The organism is Rothia amarae, from assembly GCF_014705945.2.
Classification (GTDB): Bacteria; Actinomycetota; Actinomycetes; order Actinomycetales; family Micrococcaceae; genus Rothia; species Rothia amarae.
Genome location: NZ_CP061538.1, coordinates 1,365,139 through 1,381,433, shown reverse-complemented (window position 1 = coordinate 1,381,433; position 16,295 = coordinate 1,365,139). Strand labels below are relative to the sequence as shown.

10 protein-coding genes are annotated in these 16,295 nt (G+C 52.4%); 6 read left to right on the top strand and 4 right to left on the bottom strand.

Annotated elements, in window-relative coordinates; all coding sequences use genetic code 11:
• Nucleotides 1–12: 12 nt before the first annotated feature.
• The 3 genes from IDM48_RS06595 to IDM48_RS06585 are packed head-to-tail and all read right to left on the bottom strand — an operon-like array spanning nucleotide 13 to nucleotide 5,282.
• Nucleotides 13–1,227, bottom strand: a complete 1,215-nt coding sequence (locus IDM48_RS06595) for a right-handed parallel beta-helix repeat-containing protein (RefSeq protein WP_190616603.1) — start codon at nucleotides 1,225–1,227, stop codon at nucleotides 13–15.
• A 41-nt stretch (nucleotides 1,228–1,268) separates the two neighbouring features.
• Entirely contained in the window at nucleotides 1,269–2,678 is a 1,410-nt protein-coding gene (locus IDM48_RS06590) for an alpha/beta fold hydrolase (RefSeq protein ID WP_190616601.1), read from the bottom strand.
• Nucleotides 2,679–5,282 carry a DEAD/DEAH box helicase gene (locus IDM48_RS06585; RefSeq protein WP_190616599.1) on the bottom strand — a complete coding sequence of 868 codons (2,604 nt, stop codon included), beginning with the start codon at nucleotides 5,280–5,282 and terminating at the stop codon, nucleotides 2,679–2,681.
• A gap of 198 nt (nucleotides 5,283–5,480) precedes the next feature.
• Here IDM48_RS06585 and IDM48_RS06580 point away from each other — a divergent pair, with 198 nt between their 5' ends.
• From IDM48_RS06580 to IDM48_RS06565, 4 genes are all read left to right on the top strand, one after another.
• A complete protein-coding gene (locus tag IDM48_RS06580) occupies nucleotides 5,481–7,124 on the top strand; it encodes an ABC transporter transmembrane domain-containing protein (protein ID WP_190616597.1) in 1,644 nt (547 codons plus the stop codon).
• A 3-nt stretch (nucleotides 7,125–7,127) separates the two neighbouring features.
• Nucleotides 7,128–8,885 carry an ABC transporter ATP-binding protein gene (locus IDM48_RS06575; protein ID WP_190616595.1) on the top strand — a complete coding sequence of 586 codons (1,758 nt, stop codon included), beginning with the start codon at nucleotides 7,128–7,130 and terminating at the stop codon, nucleotides 8,883–8,885.
• The gene (locus IDM48_RS06570; RefSeq protein ID WP_190616593.1) at nucleotides 8,882–9,871 is read left to right on the top strand and encodes a phosphotransferase; all 990 of its coding nucleotides are present in this window, start codon (nucleotides 8,882–8,884) and stop codon (nucleotides 9,869–9,871) included. The genes IDM48_RS06575 and IDM48_RS06570 overlap by 4 nt, the downstream gene beginning before the upstream one ends.
• 115 nt (nucleotides 9,872–9,986) lie before the next feature.
• On the top strand, nucleotides 9,987–11,714 hold the full coding sequence (locus IDM48_RS06565) for a formate--tetrahydrofolate ligase (RefSeq protein WP_068172967.1): 1,728 nt from the start codon (nucleotides 9,987–9,989) through the stop codon (nucleotides 11,712–11,714).
• A gap of 107 nt (nucleotides 11,715–11,821) precedes the next feature.
• Here the strand turns inward: IDM48_RS06565 and IDM48_RS06560 are convergent, their stop codons facing one another.
• On the bottom strand, nucleotides 11,822–12,508 hold the full coding sequence (locus IDM48_RS06560; RefSeq protein ID WP_068172954.1) for an MBL fold metallo-hydrolase: 687 nt from the start codon (nucleotides 12,506–12,508) through the stop codon (nucleotides 11,822–11,824).
• A gap of 182 nt (nucleotides 12,509–12,690) precedes the next feature.
• Here IDM48_RS06560 and uvrA point away from each other — a divergent pair, with 182 nt between their 5' ends.
• Together uvrA and IDM48_RS06550 are read left to right on the top strand one after the other, a co-directional pair.
• Complete coding sequence (gene uvrA / locus IDM48_RS06555) at nucleotides 12,691–15,591, top strand: excinuclease ABC subunit UvrA (RefSeq protein WP_190616591.1); 2,901 nt, start codon at nucleotides 12,691–12,693, stop codon at nucleotides 15,589–15,591.
• On the top strand, nucleotides 15,578–16,288 hold the full coding sequence (locus IDM48_RS06550) for an HAD family hydrolase (RefSeq protein ID WP_190616589.1): 711 nt from the start codon (nucleotides 15,578–15,580) through the stop codon (nucleotides 16,286–16,288). The genes uvrA and IDM48_RS06550 overlap by 14 nt, the downstream gene beginning before the upstream one ends.
• The last annotated feature ends 7 nt before the right edge of the window (nucleotides 16,289–16,295 follow it).

Sequence of the window (16,295 nt, the reverse complement as noted above, 5' to 3'; positions counted from 1 at the left end):
CTAGATGAAATGTTACTTCTTATCGTCTGTATTGAGCACTGTCTTCTGCGATTGATTCAATGAACCTGTTTGCGCAGCGGCTTCTGTATTGTCGGCAGCAGAACCAATAAGAGTTACCTGCGTATTAGAATTATCAATCCAGAAACCAATCTTTTGGCCAGGCTTATCCTTTGTCCGGTTGAAGGACTGACATCCAATGAGCTGAGTCCCATGCGCACCGGAAAGGATATGGAAACCGTGTGCTTCTGAGGGATTAGCCTTGCCCGAAACGTTTTCGGCATAACCGTTGGAATCTGAAACGCAGTTCATCAGAGTGTTGTTGGGGTATTCGAGCACGAAACCGTGACCACCATTGTCCTGGGCATCGCACTGGCTGAACGTGTTACGGGTTCCCTTAACGTAGTAACCGGAACCGGCTTTGACTGCCTCATCAAAGCTCATCGTACGTTTTGAATACCAGCTTTTGACCTGGGAAAATGAACAATTGGACGTATAAATTTCGATGGTGGCGCAATCGAGGCGTGACAAATTTGCAGAGGAAAAATCAATCATGGAGAACTGATTGTCCGCTCCGCCTTCGGCCCCAATTTCACCCACCTGTAGCGCTGTACGTAGAAAACGGCGTCCGCGGATGTCGCTGACCGTGCAACCCTGGTCATCTTTTCCTTTGAGGATAATCCCCATATCCAAATCCCATAGTGTAATACCTGAAATGCGGTGCGCCGCATCTGGATCCGCCGGCTTATCGCCGTTTGAAGTGTTAAAGAGAATACCCACGGTGTTAGGGATGGCATCGGTATGAGCCATTGAATCTTCGCCGGTTTTGATGGAGAGATTGTGAATTCCGGTGCGGTACACAGGATCAGAAGAGGGGGAGCTATGCGATCCAATGCGAAAGACGCCGGCAAGTTCCTTCCACTCGCCTACGGGGCGAAATTGGGTTGCTTCCCCCAAGCCCATGATGCTGACCTGGTTTTTGAGCTGAATGCCGTCAGAATCAACGTTGTAAATTCCCGGAGGAAAGATGATTGCCCCGCCGCCGTCGCCCGCTAGGCGATCTATGAGTTTGTTGATTTTGTTGTTGACAGCGTCGTCCCCGGGATTGATCCCTTCGTCGGTGGCGATGAGCATACGGTCAGAGCTGTCTGCCGAAGCGCTGGTTGCTGTCATGGATGCGGCAAGCACTCCCAGTGCTGTACCGCCTAGAAATTGTGCACGTGTAACCACGCGAATTCCCCCTCTAAATAAAAATGCGAATGCGACCCAGTCTACCGGTTATCAGCCAGCAGATTCTTCAGATGCGTAAGAATCGCCGTGCCGTCAGCGCTGAGCCCATCGTGGTGGTGGGTGTCCGATGACCAGACGCGAGTATTCGCTACTGCCTGTGCTGTTTTCATGGAGTGTTCATAGTCCACATAGATATCGGGGCGATAGACAGCAGCAACCAACGGTACGGTATTTTGGGCAAACTGTTCGTGGTCGTATAGCTTGCCCCAGTCGTCTTTTTCAGCGAGCGCGTGGGCGACGTCGTGGAGCGGTGCAAGGGCGGGGTCTTCTTCGAAGTACCAGGGGAAGATGTGCTCGCCGGTAAATAAGAGCGTTTCAGCTTCGGGTGAGAAATCATCTCGGGCATTCGCCATGCGCGCTGCCGACCAATTGGTGGGTGCGGGGGAGGGGGAAGCTCCCTGAGCGGAACCGTCGGCGTAAATCGATTCGTGGAGGAGTCCGTAAAGCGGGGCGGAAGCGAAGGATACAATTTCGCTGACGGAGCTGAGGAATTGCGCCGAGAGGTAATTGTTCGATTCTGCGAAAGCGGTTTCGAGGATGTAGTGCAGTTCGCGTACTCGTGCGTTTCCACCGAGGTATGCGCCGAGCATCTGGAAGCGATGGTCGGTGAGTGTTTCACCGGTGGGAAGGGTTGGCTTCTTCTCGCGAATAAATTCGGCAATTCGAGCTGCGAGAACGCGGTCTTGGGGGTACCAGCCGTAGAATTCTTCGTTGCGTTCTTTGACGCGCTCAAGGGTATGCCGGTAGACGTCGTCGATATGTGCACGGATGGGGGCTAGGCCTGCTGTCATGCGGGAATCTCTGAGGGATTCGGGCGCGAATGAGAGATAGGAGAGCGTGAGGAAGCCGCCGAAGCTTTGGCCCATGGTGGACCATCGCTGATCTTTTCTTTCAGCTAGAAGATATGAGCGGATGACTTCGGCGTCGGCGATGATCGAATCGGCGCGGAAGAGTTCGAGGTACTGTTCCTGCTCTCTCACGGAGCCTTGGGCAAGGATGGAAGGGGCTGAAAGCGGCGTGGAAAGTCCGGTGCCACGCTGATCGAGAAGCACGATGCGGTGGGTTTTAGAGAGTTCGTGGACCCATCCGGAGTCTATGGTGGGTCGGGGGCTTTTGCCGCCCGGTCCACCTTGCAAATAGACCATGAAGGGGCGGTTTTCGGGGCTGATGGTCAGCTCAGATGACGTATTGACTACTTCACGGGCAAACACTGTGAGAGTTCGTTGAGCCAGCGGATGGTTTTCTGCCGCTTCACGCCCCAGCGAGTACACCAACCCGTGGGTTACCGGTACCGAAAAGTAATGGTCGGTGAGCGCAAAATCTCCGACGGCGACGGTTGCTCCCACTTGATGAGAGGGAACCGGAAGTTGAGGGGATAGAGCTAAAACCATTTAGAGTGCTCCTACGTGAGTGATGCGAAGGACGGGCAGACCCGCCTTGTCGGAAGCCTTCAAATCAACATTTGCTCGGATACCGAAGTCGTGGTTATCCTCGGGATCAGAGAAAGATTGGGTCACCTTCCACATGCCGGGATGTTCTTTAACGTTTTCATCGATGGCAACCAGGTGCGGCGATCGGGCTGCGGCGTCGGTGAAAATGTCGTCGTATTCGTCGAAATACTCATCGAGAGCATCAGCCCAGCGGTCTGCGTCCCAGCCGGATTCGCCGTCCATTTCTCCCAAGATTCGGTCTTTTTCGTCGGCGAATAGTTCGACGCGGCGGAAGAGAGCATTGCGGATCATGACTTTGAAAGCGCGGGGATTACCGGTGACAACCGGCGCTGTTTCTTCGCCGATGGTTTCTTCTTCCTCACGTACCTTCAGAGGGTCTTCACCCGCTGCCAGACGTTCCCATTCATCCACCAAGGAGGAGTCGGTCTGGCGAATAATTTCGCCTAACCACTCTATGATGTCGGTGAGTTCTTCGGTCAAAGCTGAAAGCGGTACCGTCTGCCGCAGCGCCTTATAGGCGTCGGAGAGGTAGCGCAGCAAAATGCCTTCGGAGCGGTCCAACGAGTAATACTGCACGTAGGAGCCAAAATCCATGGCCCGCTCGTACATATCGCGCACTACTGATTTGGGTGCTACTTCGAATTCGCTCATCCACGGCGCACTCGAACGATAGGTCTCGAAAGCAGCTTCGAGAGTTTCTTGAAGCGGTTTAGCATAGGTGACCTCGTCGAGTTCGCGCATGCGCTCGTTGTAGTCCATGCCCTCTGCCTTCATTTCGGCAAGAGCTTCAGACTTCGCTTTCTTCTCTTGCATATTGAGCACCTGGCGGGGATTCTCCAGGGTCGCTTCGATGATGGACACAGCGTCGAGAGCGTATGTCTCAGATTCTTTATCCAGTAGGGAGAGAGATGCCAACGCGAAGGGGGAGAGCGGCTGATTGAGAGCGAAGTTCTCTTGCAGTTGCACGGTCAGACGTACGTTGCGCCCAAATTCATCGGGTTCATCGAGACGTTCAACCACACCTCCTGCAAGGAGTTCTCGGTAAATTCCGAGTGCCTTACGCATGAGCTGGCGTTGCTTGACGGGCGGCTCATGATTGGCAGTGAGCAAATGGCGGACTACCCTAAACGGGTCTTCTTCGCGCTGCAGAATATTCAGCAACATGGAGTGGGTGATATCAAAAGAGCCGGTCAGTGCTTCTGGCTCAGCCTCTACCAGCTGTTCGAAAGTCTTCTTCGACCAGGCGACGAATCCCTGCGGTGGCTTTTTCTTCTTGCCGCGTAGTGACTGGTTCATTTTCTTTTCATCACCTGCGAATTTTTCACGGGCTTTTGCTTCGAGGCGCTCATTTTCAATGTCGTGTTCAGGTGCCTGAACCACGACGGTACCGGCCGTATCGAATCCGGCGCGGCCCGCGCGTCCTGCGATCTGATGGAATTCGCGGGCTTTAAGACGGCGGGTACGCTGTCCATCGTATTTGGAGAGCGCGGTAATCAGGACGGTACGGATGGGTACGTTGATGCCTACGCCCAAGGTGTCGGTACCGCAAATAACCTTCAGCAGTCCTGCTTGTGCAAGCTGTTCTACCAGGCGGCGATACTTTGGCAACATGCCTGCGTGGTGCACACCGATTCCGTTCTTGACCAGACGTTGCAAGGTTTTGCCAAATCCAGCAGAAAAGCGGAAATTTTCCAGCAGTTCATTGATACGCTCTTTATCCGATTTGGACGCGATTGAAACACTCATCAGCGCACTTGCAGTATCAATGGCTTGTAGCTGCGAGAAGTGAACGATATATACCGGTGTCTGACCGGTAGAAACAAGTTCAGATACTGCCTCTTGGACAGGTTCTGTGGAGTAGTAGAAATGCAGGGGGATAGGCCTGGTCTTTGAGGTGACGAGCGCAGTGGGACGTCCCGTCAACTCAGTGAGGTCCTTTTCGAAGCGAGTGGTATCCCCCAAAGTGGCGCTCATTAGCAGGAACTGTGCCTGGGGTAGGTCGAGTAGGGGAGTCTGCCAAGCCCATCCACGTTGAGGATCTGAATAGAAGTGAAACTCGTCCATGATGACCTGGCATAAATCTGCACCCGGCCCTTCACGAAGCACAATGTTGGCAAGAATTTCTGCGGTGCAACAAATAATCGGCGCATTTGAATTAATGGATGAATCGCCGGTGACCATACCGACGTTCTCGGCACCAAAAATCTCAACGAGGTCAAAAAACTTTTCGCTCACCAAAGCCTTGATGGGCGCGGTGTAATAAGAACGTTGCCCTGTTGCAAGACCGGCAAAATGTGCAGCCATGGCAACCGTAGATTTTCCAGAGCCCGTGGGAGTTGCCAGAATGACGTTGGAACCGCCCGCAATTTCAAGAACCGCCTCATCCTGGGCAGGGTATAACTCCATTCCGCGGGCAGAAATCCACTCAAGAAATGCTTCGTAGATTTCATCGCTGGAGAGCGGATTCGACGCGAAATCGCCGCGGAAGTAGTGGTGGGAGGACTCTGCCAGTTTGGGGTCAAGGTACTCGAGAATTTTTTTCATGATGGCACTAGTTTATCGAGCCGGGAAGAAATGTTGAGAAGTTTCAGGGCGCCTTTATCTCTCAGCCAAGAATTTTGGGGTAAAGTGATGCTTATCATAACTGTCTGTATTCCCTTTCCAAAAGGACGTTCACGATGAACAACGATCTTTATTCCGCATAAATCATCATCTTTTCGTTTTCACCCAAGGAATAAAGTCGTGCCTTCAAAAAAAATTTCAGAGCAGAACTCTCTTCAAAACGCAGAAGATAACCCCCGTTTTAGTCTCATTCCACCCGGATTTCGCTACCCCAAGTGGCGCTTTATCTTGCCCTTTATCACAGAGACCATATCTGGCACAGCCTTAGTGTTTATGCCAGCGCTGGTCGCTCGCATCATCGAACTTTTCACCATAGGTGATGTGCAGCAAGCCTGGATTGATATCACCGGGTTATGTTTGCTGGTGCTCTTTCTCTCCTTGAACGAAAAGATAGGATGGGGCACCTGCTTTCGCACCATCGTCATGCTCGAACGCGATTGGAAACTGTACGCAGGTTCCCTCGTTCCACGTTCTTCTCAAGCGGGTGACCCCGGCGCCATCGTGGCGGTCATCAACAAAGACACCAGAAATGTTGCAAACACATTGCAACCGCTGAATCAGGCATTCTCATCCTTCGCTATCGCATTTTTTGGAACCATCCAACTCTGGCTACTCAGCCCCTTACTCGCGGTCTCTGGTTTAGGCGGAATGATTCTGACGATTGTACTGCTGACCCGCATCTCCAAAATTCTCGAGCAACGTGCTGAGATTTTCCGCGATAAAATCGGAATCAGCACCTCAAAGGCCAGCGATATAGCTACCTCTATTCGTACCATCGTCGGGTTGGGCGCTGGACAAACCATGCTGGGACGCTATCGCACCTCGGCACTTGACGTACGAAAAGCACAGCTCGCCTATGAGAGAGTCCATTCCTGGCAAGGGGCTGCCCGAGTATTCCTCATTGGCTGTACCACCACGGTCACCATTGCTCTCGCCCTCCGGGGACACACCCTGAATGGCGCATGGATAACCAGTATTGATCCTAGTCATCTGGTGACCGTTTCAGGTGTTCTTGCGATGATGGTGGGTCCCATTTGGGCAGTTGAAATGTTTCTGCTGATTTACCGCGACGCAAAAGTAGCCCACCGCCGCATTGTCGGGTTAGAAAAGCGCTCCGAACCGACGGCATCGTTGGCCTCTCAATCTCACGAACATGCTGGCAGTTCTCAGCCCCTACCAGCGTCCTTCGCTCAGTTGAGATTGAACGCAGAAACGCGACGGGTGGTCTACATTAACCCCCGTTCGGTGGGTCTTACAGCGCAGGAATATGCCGAAACGCTGGTGGAATACTTGCGTGTAAACAGCGACAACCGCGAGGAAATTTTACTCTCCGAGCCCAATCCCATGATATTTGCCGGCACACTCGAAGACCATCTGACGTCGGGCCCACCTGCGTTGACCATCGATGAACGCGAAGAATACTTGAAACTCACCGACTCTTTGGAAATAGCGCACCGCCTCGGTGGCGAAAACCCTACTGACTATTGGTTAGCTGAAATCAGCGCAGAAGGTACAAACCTCTCCGGCGGTCAACGGCAGCGCCTGGCACTTGCTCGCGCCTACGCGCAGAAAAAACCCGTTCTCGTTCTCACCGAGCCGGTTAACTCTGTAGATGAGCCGAGCCAGCAATTCATTTTCAATCAGTTGGAGAAATACGCTGGGAATCCCGGCGTGTTAGAACACCTTCGAGAGGTCTATATCATCTCCACCACGATGGAAGTAGATCGACGAATAGCCCGCGCAAACCAGAGGCAGGGGGAGTAGAACATGGCTAACCTCTTACCTATTGCTCCGGCAAAGATCACCTGGGGAATGCTCTGGAAATCCATGCGCAAATCTCCTGGGCGCGTCGCGCTTATCGCAGCACTTTTTGTACTGAACTCCGTACTTGCCCTGGTCACCCCCTGGCAAATTGGGCATCTCATCGACGACGCTATAGCCAATAATCTGCATTCTTTCCCATGGACGCCGCTTGCCTTGATTTTTGGTGCTGTGGTGCTCTCTACGGTGTCGGCTCGCTGGTGGGTTTATCAGAGCGAAATCGTTGGGACCCGCATTAATCAAGATCTTGGCATTGATCTCATCGAGTCTTCCCTCAACCTCGATGCCCAAACGATTGAGGACGCCGGGGGTGGAGACCTAGTCTCTCGAATCACCGATGATTTAGACTCTGTGCGTCGCGTCATCACTCAGGCGATTCCAGAACTTGTGGCGGTCACCGTATCCATCTTGGTCATCTGCGCCTCAGTTTTTGTCCTCTCGCCGATGCTTGGGCTCATAACCGTACCGATGATAATCGCCCAAGTATTCTCCTTCTCTTATTTTCTTCCGCGCATTGCAGCAATCGTCACCGTTCGCGCCGAGAAAGTATCATCGCTGACCACTACGGTGACTGAAAACGTTCGAGGTGCTCGCACCTCAGCAGAATTGGGCATCGTTAATGCCCGGCAGAACACCATGAATCGAAAGATTCATGAGCAGTACGAGGTTCAAGACGGGCTCATTCGCCTGCGCTCGAACTTTTGGGCTGTAGATTCCTTCATCGCCTACACACCCCTGATGCTTTCACTCATCTGGGGTTCTTACTGTGTACATCGCGGATGGGCAACCTGGGGGATGGTTTCTACGGCGGCGGTGTTGGTCTTCACCATGAGAGTAAATGCCGATATTTTTGGTTATTGGCTGAGTATCGTTCGCGAAATGACGGTTACTATGGGCCGAATCTCCGGCGTCATCGACCTTGCAGAACAGCACCGGCAACAGCGAAATCTCAAAAAGGTAAGGGCGGGAGAATCCGGGCAGTCTAAAAAAACGCCGTGTGATCAAATCCCAGCCGCTGTGAAGATTGAAAATCTTGAATTTGGGTATCGCCCGGGATCCCCGGTGATGCACCAGATAAACCTTGAGATTCCACGAGGTCAATCGGTAGCTTTCATTGGACGCTCGGGATCGGGTAAAACCACTCTGGCTCGTCTGATTTCAGGTTCGTTGACGGTAACTGACGGGAGCGTATCTGTAATGGGGCAAAGAGTTGGGTTAGGAGATTTTCCCACTGCTCCGGATGCGTCCGGGCGTCCTCAATTACTCATTTGCACTCAAGAAGCGCATCTTTTCTTGGGCACTTTAGCTGAGAATATGTCTGTGGCTAATCCACAGGCTACTCAGGAGCAGATGAAACAGGCATTGGATGAAGTCGGAGCCACGTGGTGGCGTGACCTTGAGCAGAGTTTGAATACGGTGGTAGGTATTGGAAATTCCGAGTTGAGCCGTGACCAGATCCAGCAGCTATCCTTGGCACGCATTGTGGTAGCGAACCCGCACATCGTGATTCTTGATGAATCCACCACCCAACTAGAGTTGGCGGATGCTCAGGATTCTATCCGTGGAATTCTCGCCGGACGGACCGTCATCATCATTAGTCATGATTCGCGCATCGCTTCGTTGGCAGATCGATTTGTCTACCTCGACGACGGACGTATTGTGCGCGATGAAAAGAAAGTTCAGCCTACAGGGGAGGCACAATGAAAGGAAGCAATACACAGCGTCTCACTTGGGATGACCTGCCCCAGCATGTGCAGGATTGGGTACACGATGTGATGGGCGCATCCGTCATTTCCTCAGCTTCTCAATCCGGAGGATTCAGTCTAGGGACCGCCGATCGTCTGCTTTTTTCTGACGGGCGGCGGGCGTTTCTCAAGGCAGTCAATAGCAAGGAGCAGGAATTTACCGCTAAACTTCATGCCGAAGAAGCGGCGGTGCTTCAGTCGCTTCCCGAGTCTGTACCTGTTGCCGGTTATATTGCCCACCTGAATTGTGATCAGTGGGTAGCTGTACTTATTGAAGATATTGAGGGTCGGCACCCTCGCCTCACAGGGGAGACCTCTGAGATAGCCGCAATCTTTTCTGCCCTCGATGAGATAGCCGAACTAGATGTCTCACCTGCCCTTCAACTTGAAACGACAGCCGAATCTGTTGCTCATGAAATTGATGCTTGGGATACGTTAGCTCACCAGAAATTTTCTGCGCAAAACTATGCTCATCTTGAAAATCACCCTGCCTACCCCGAATTCTTAGCTCTGATTCCAGAGCTCAATTGCCGAGCAGCAGATTATGCAGTCTACGTGGATAGATATTTGCGCCCGTATTTAGAAGGAAACTCTTACAACCACACAGATATCCGGGCAGACAATATTTTGCTGACCCCTGAAAATCAAGCAATTATCGTGGACTGGCCCTGGACATGCATCGGGCATCCCGCAGCCGACTCAGCGGCGCTCGTCGTCGATGTACTGACGCAAAATCCTCACCGAAAAATAAAGAACATGGTGAAGCTCTCACATACACTGCAACAGGCGCCGGCGAACTACCTCGAAGCAAACATAGTGTACGCAGCAGGATTCTATACATGGGCAGCGCAATTCCCACCCAATCAGAACACCCTGAGTACTCTGCCCGGTATTCGATTCTCAAGGGCATTAGCGCTGAATCAATGGGTTCTGCACAATATCTAATACTGGTGCCCGAGGTAACTCCTACGACTCATTCATCAAAAAGTCACCTTCACAATGTTTCTCCAGGTTCGATAAAAGAGACAGAGACCACTACCATGAGAAGAGGAATTACTAAATGAACAAAGGAGTTACTTTGAGTAAGCCATTCCCCTCCGATCTGGAAATCGCTCAGAAAGCAGAGATGGATCCGATCGTTGAGATTGCAGAAAAGACCGGCATTAGCGAAGATCGCCTAGAGCCTTATGGCAAATACGTAGCCAAGGTTTTGCTGGATGAAACTACCAACGCTGAAAACGCCAAGAAAAAGGGCGCAAAGTACATCGTAGTTACCGCGGTAACTCCCACTCCTTTGGGCGAGGGCAAGACCGCTACCTCTGTTTCTCTCGCACAGGGTATGCACAAGATTGGCAAGAACGCTACCTTGACCCTACGCGAACCCGCTTTGGGGCCCGTATTCGGTGTGAAGGGTGGCGCAGCAGGCGGCGGCTACTCCCAGATTGTTCCCATGGAGAAGCTCAACCTTCACCTCACCGGCGACTTCCACGCCATCACCAGTGCACACAACCTCCTTGCAGCGCTGATTGATAACCACCTGCACCACGGTAACGAACTAAACATCGATACCCGCAACATTTCATGGCGCCGCGTCATGGATATGAACGACCGCTCCCTGCGTAACATCATCGTAGGTTTGGGCGAACGCATGGATGGCGTACCCCGCGAAACCGGTTTCGACATCACCCCAGCATCCGAGGTCATGGTCATCGTTTCACTGTCCTCCAGCTTCGAAGACCTGCGCAACCGCCTGGCACGCATCGTCATCGGCTACAACATGAACGGCGACCCCGTAACCGCTAAGGACCTTGGCGCAGACGGCGCAATGGCAATCCTGCTTCAGGACGCCATCAACCCCAACCTGCTCCAGACCCTTGAGCACACCCCTGCCCTGATTCACGCTGGCCCCTTCGGCAACATCGCAACCGGTAACTCCTCGGTTGTAGCTGACTACGTTGGTTTGGAACACTCCGACTATGTGATTACCGAAGCAGGCTTCGGCGCAGACATGGGCGCAGAGCGCTTCTTCAACGTCAAGTGCCGCAAGTCCGGTCTGAAGCCTAACGCTGCAGTTCTGGTTGTCACCGTACGTGCGCTGAAGTCTCACTCCGGCCTCTACAAAATCACCCCCGGCAAGCCCCTTCCAGAAGACATGCTCAAGGAATCACCTTCAGACGTTAAGGCAGGCGCAGCTAACCTCCAGAAGCACATCGAAATCGTTCGTAGCTTCGGTGTTCAGCCGGTTGTTGCTATCAACGCATTCCCCACCGACTTCGACTCAGAACACGACGCCATCCGCGAAATCGCAGAGGAAGCTGGCGCTCGCGTCGCTATCCACCGCGGTGTTGCAGAAGGTGGCGCAGGTGTCACCGAGCTTGCTGAAGCTGTTGTCGAAGCATGTGACGACAAGAGCGACTTGGTCTACACCTACGAAGACTCTGACTCACTGGAAACCAAGATTGAGAAGGTTGCAACCAAGGTTTACGGTGCTGACGGCATCGAGGTTGCTCCCGCAGCGAAGAAGCAGCTCAAGCGCTTCGAAGAGCTCGGCTTTGGCGATCTCCCCGTAGTTATTGCAAAGACCCACCTTTCCATCTCATCCGATCCTTCACTCAAGGGTGCACCCACCGGCTGGACTCTTCCTGTTCGTGAAGTACGTTTGGCTGCTGGCGCAGGATACGTTTACGCCATCTGCGGCACCATGCGTACCATGCCCGGTTTGGCAAAGACCCCTGCAGCAGGTCAGATGGGCTTCGACGAGAACGGCAACATGTACGGTCTCTCCTAAGCCTTTTACGCAACTGAAATAGGTTCGCAAAGATAGAAATAAGGGCTCCCGCTCATTTGAGCGGAAGCCCTTATTTTCTCCGTTTATCTGTGAAGAACTAAAGCGTTTTACCAGCCGCGTTCTTCCCATTCTTCAAGGTTTCCGCGGTCAACACCCAACGTAGTGGCATTACCATGCCCCGGGAGCACAACTGTCGAATCATCGAAACGGTCGAAGATCTTGGTTTTTACATCGTGAAGCAGGTTCTGAAAATCTTCGGGGGAGTTAGTCTTGCCGACGCCGCCAGGAAACAACGAATCACCGGTGAAAATAACGGTGGGGTAAGCTTCGTCTTCATCATCCAAAACAAAGGCAATAGAACCCGGAGTATGTCCAGTCAAATGGATGGTCTGAAGAATCCAGGAATCATAGGTCAGCTCTTCATCTCCGAGTAGGGTACGCTCCACCTCAACTTTCTCCTGCTCAGCAATAGCTCCGGCGTCCATCTGACCCGCCACAGTAGTCGCCGAGTAATGAGAAGAAACATCTTTGAGCGCACGAATATGATCCCAATGCCCGTGGGTTGTCAAAACATCTTTCAACGATTTGGAATGTGTATTAGGAGCATCTTCTTCTGCCGCAGCTCGAACAAACTCCTTAATCTGCTCAAACTGATCTGCGGCGTCAATCAAAACTTGCTCGCCACTCTGCTTAGAGGTCAAAAGATAAACATTATTATCCATATCAGACACAGAAATGGAACGAATCGTATAGCGGGGATGGTCAACAATCAGGTTTCCTGCGGGAGTATTCATAGCTCAATGATAATTGTGCAGATGAACAAACTCCAGAGCACACTAGTACTGCCGACGAGCTGAGAGAACAAATAAGCCAACAGCCGAAAAAACCAACTCAACTGAGCCACTATTTCGTACTAGAATATATCTTCGAAGTGAGCTGTTTGCTCAAGACACTGATTCCCCACAGTCAAAGGACCATGATGGCTAAAGCTCCTGCTCAAACCGGCGTACAGGACCTCACCCACATTCACGTACAAGGCGCTCGCGAGAATAATTTGAAGAATGTGGACCTCACAATTCCTCGTAACGCTATGGTGGTTTTCACCGGACTTTCGGGTTCAGGCAAATCATCTTTGGCTTTTGACACCATTTTTGCTGAAGGACAGCGTCGATACGTTGAGTCGCTCTCATCCTATGCCCGCATGTTTTTGGGGCAGGTAGATAAGCCCGACGTCGACTTCATCGAAGGTCTATCCCCGGCTGTTTCCATCGATCAGAAGTCCACCTCTAAGAACCCTCGTTCTACCGTGGGTACTATTACCGAGATTTACGACTACATGCGCCTGCTATGGTCGCGCATTGGTCGCCCGCACTGCCCTGAATGCGGTGAGGAAATTACGCAGCAAACTCCCCAGCAGATTGTCGATCAGCTCATGAGTTTGCCTGAGCGCACCAAACTGCAGGTGCTCGCTCCCGTTGTATCCGCGCGTAAGGGCGAATTCGTTGATCTGTTTAAAGATCTTGCGTTACAGGGATATTCGCGTGCGCGCGTAGATGGCGAAACCATTCAGCTCTCCGAACCGCCTAGGCTTGAAAAGCAGTATAAGCACACCATCGAGGTGGTAGTAGATCGCCTGGTCATCAAAGAATCTGTACATCAGCGCCTCACCGACTCCATCGAAACCGCTCTGAAACTTGCAGACGGTCGCGTCATGGTGGATTTAGTGGATGAACCTGCAGATTCACCCGAACGCGTTCGGACGTTCAGCGAAAATCTTTCCTGCCCCAATAACCACCCGTTGCAGATTGATGAGATTGAGCCGCGAGCTTTCTCTTTCAACTCACCTTTTGGCGCCTGTTCGGCGTGTGACGGCATAGGCTCCAAGTTGCAGGTCGATGAAGAACTCGTTATTCCTAACGCAGATTTGACACTGGGTGAAGGCGCTATCGCTCCCTGGTCGCAGGGTAAAGCCACTACCGAATACTGGCTACGCCTGCTTAAAGGCTTGGGTAAAGAGGTAGGGTTTGACCTCAACACCCCGTGGAAAGACCTCCCCGCGAGAGCGAAGAAAGCCGTACTCAACGGCAAAGACTTCAAAGTGACGGTTTCTTACAAGAACCGTTTCGGCCGCGAACGCCGCTACACTTCGGGCTTTGAAGGCGTCTACGCCTACATCAAGCGCAAACACGAGGAAACCGAGTCTGACTGGTCGAAGGACCGTTACGAGCAGTACATGCGCAATGTCGCCTGTGAAGCCTGCAACGGCGCTCGTCTCAACCCCACCATTTTGGCTGTGCTAGTGGGTGGAAAATCGATTGCAGACGTTACAGGTATGCCCATGCGCGAGTCCCTCACCTTCATGCGCAAACTCGAACTCAACGATCGTGAAGCAAAGATCGCTGAACTCGTACTGCGCGAAATTGATGCCCGTCTGCAGTTCCTGCTCGACGTCGGACTAGACTACCTCACACTTTCCCGCCCCGCAGCCACACTCTCAGGTGGTGAGGCGCAGCGCATCCGCCTGGCAACACAGATTGGTTCCGGACTGACCGGTGTTCTCTACGTATTAGATGAGCCTTCCATCGGTCTCCACCAGCGCGATAACCGCCGTCTGATTGAAACTCTCGTCAAACTGCGCAACATGGGCAATACCCTCATCGTGGTCGAACACGATGAAGACACTATGAAGGAGTCCGATTGGATCGTGGATGTGGGACCCGGCGCGGGGGAGCACGGCGGGGAAATCGTGCACTCGGGAACCTACCAGGAGCTCTTGAAGAATAAGGATTCGCTCACAGGCGCCTATGTTTCTGGCAAGAAATCTATCGAAGTCCCTGAAAAGCGCAGACCCGTCGATAAGAAGCGCATGATTAAGGTGGTCGGTGCTCGCGAGAACAATCTGCAAAATATCAGTGTAAAATTCCCGCTGGGCGTGCTGACTGCTGTTACCGGTGTTTCTGGTTCCGGCAAATCGACGCTCGTCAACGAAATTCTTTATACGGCGCTGGCGAGCAAGCTCAACGGCGCTAAAAAGGTGCCCGGCCGTCATAAGTCCGTCGAAGGAGTTGATCAGCTGGATAAGATTATCCATGTTGATCAGTCACCAATTGGTCGCACTCCGCGGTCAAACCCAGCGACCTATACCGGTGTTTTCGACCATATCCGCAAACTCTTTGCCGAGACTAACGAGGCGAAGATACGCGGCTATCAGCCGGGTCGTTTCAGCTTTAATGTCAAGGGTGGGCGTTGCGAGGCATGCCACGGTGATGGCACGTTGAAGATTGAGATGAACTTCCTCCCTGACGTCTTCGTGCCTTGCGAAGTGTGCCATGGGGCGCGCTATAATCGCGAAACCCTTGAGGTTAAGTACAAGGGTAAGAATATTGCTGAGGTACTTCAGATGCCGGTGGAGGAGGCTGCAGAATTCTTTGCCGCTTTCTCACCGATTGCCCGCCACCTTAATACGCTGGTGGACGTGGGGCTGGGTTATATCCGTTTGGGGCAGCCGGGTACAACGCTCTCAGGCGGCGAAGCCCAGCGTGTAAAACTGGCGTCTGAGCTGCAGAAACGCTCCAATGGACGCTCTATTTATGTGCTGGATGAGCCGACGACCGGTTTGCATTTCGAAGATATCCGCAAACTGCTGAAGGTTCTTCAAGGTCTGGTGGAAAAGGGCAATACAGTTATCACTATCGAGCACAATTTGGATGTCATCAAGAGTGCAGACTGGCTCATCGACATGGGGCCTGAGGGCGGCGACGGTGGCGGTCAGGTGATTGCTGAGGGGACACCTGAGGAACTTGCAAAAGTCGAAGAATCCCACACCGGTTACTTCTTGAAGGAAATCTTCGCAGAACACGCGCATGCTGGAAAATAGACCTCTTATTTTGTGGGATTTAGATGGAACTATTCTCGATGCGAGTCTAGGGATATTGCCTGCGCTGGAAGAGGCTTTTCAAAACAGGGGTTTTGCAGTTCCAGAAGCTCCTGTGCTGCGGCGTTTCATAGGGCCACAGATCTTGGATTCCCTGGCATTGTACACAGATATTCCGGTGGAGTACCATTACGAAATTCTCGGTGAATTTAAGATGGTTACTTATCCACGGCATTATAAGAATGCTCAGCTCTACCCTGGAATGCTGGAGCTGCACACCGAGTTGCAAGAGCTAGGCGCATTGCAGGGAATAGCGAGCCAGAAACCTGAGCATTTAGTGATTGATGTACTGAAAAGTTACGGACTGGAACATCTCTTTGACGTCGTGTCAGGTTCTGCCGATGATTTTGGGCAAATCAATAGCCATTTACCCCGCGACAAGCCTGGGATACTTCGCCGCGCACTCTCGATGGCGACTTCAAAGGCAGATGTTTCGTCGTCAGTTATGGTTGGTGATAGAGCGTTTGACGCTGAAGCAGCCGTTTCAGCAAGTATTCCTTTTATTGGGGTGAATTGGGGTTATGCTAGCGAAGGTGAACTAGAGCAGTTCAAGTGTCCTGTGGCCGCTGACGTACAAGAGCTGAGAACTTTACTCCTTACGTTCATCCAGGACATTTGTTCACCCAGCGTTTCCGGCTAGCGCAGAA